A 1171-nucleotide genomic window follows, 5' to 3' on the forward strand; every position below is an offset into this window, starting at 1 on the left:
CAATAAAGCTTATCATTATATTGAGGCAACTGAAGATCCGGATAGAAATTCAAAACTTCGCCAAATATTTAATGCGGCTACCAAACACCTTGAGCCGAATGATGCTGCGAGAATAATAAAAGAACTGCTATTTAGCATGGCCATTGCAAGCAGATACCACCCAGGGCAAAAAGCTTACATTGAACTCCTGCGCGAGGACTTTGATTTAGATCATGACAGGGATCTGGTGCTTTTGCTGGTTCAGCAAAACCCGGTTGTATTTAGTTTGATCGCCGACATATTTAAGGATGATACTGGCATAGCTAAAACTACCATAGAACAAGATGGAAGTTTATTAGTTTATGCCAGCGACCGTATCAAAAATGATAAATCGCTGGTAATGCTTGCCGTCAATAATTATGCTGATGCACTCAAGTATGCCAGTATGGATCTCAAAAATGACACTGATGTGATTCTGTCAGCTACCAGAAAACATGCTTATGCCTATTCCTATGCCGGACAGGCAGCAAAAAACAATGAAGCCCTGTTGAGGACAATCATTGAGGAAAATCCTCTAGCCATGCGCTTTGCTACTGAGTCTCTTAAAAATGACAAGTATTTTGTCCTGCCTCTGCTCCCACGAGCTCCCCGCATCTTCCGTTACCTTAGCGACAATCTGAAATCTGATCCGGACATCCGAGCTGCAGCTCAAAGGATGGAAGTCTCATACTGATCAACGTCAAATTCCTCTGCATCCCCTGTACTATAAGGGTTGGCTGTATCTAAGCCAGCCTTGTTATGTCTTCGCTTTATTACGATCAGGCAGAACCTTCATAGGCACCAGCATGTCCTGCAGGTTTACGTTACCTTTGTCATCATATCCCCTGAAGCGTTTCTGACTAACCACAGCAATTCCTCTTTGCTCAAGGGCTCTTTTCGCCAGAGGGGATTTCAGGGTTTTCTGGGTTAAAGTGCCGAGGCTCATGGGTATCCCTTCGGATTGCAGTCGTTGCACCTCCTGAACAATGGCTACTTGTGTTTCTGTGCTCAGTAATCTGAAGCCGTGGCGACACTGCATCTTTTCCAGGCGGGTCATCCTTTCAGGCACTCTGACTTGCCTGAGATCATGGAAGCTATTGTGGATGCCACGAGTGATTCCCTTTTGCTGGTCAGTATTGCAGCCTTTATGGTC

2 protein-coding genes are annotated in these 1171 nt (G+C 45.0%); one reads left to right on the plus strand and one right to left on the minus strand.

All coding sequences use genetic code 11. The features are described from left to right. A partial coding sequence (locus tag KDK18_RS04240) for a DUF4116 domain-containing protein (protein WP_257253442.1) occupies positions 1 to 712 on the plus strand: 712 nt, incomplete at its 5' end. 63 nt (positions 713 to 775) lie between these two features. Here KDK18_RS04240 and KDK18_RS04245 read toward each other — a convergent pair. After that, the coding region (locus KDK18_RS04245; protein WP_257253443.1) for a hypothetical protein at positions 776 to 1171 on the minus strand (396 nt) is incomplete at its 5' end.

Source organism: Endozoicomonas sp. SESOKO3 (assembly GCF_024606255.1).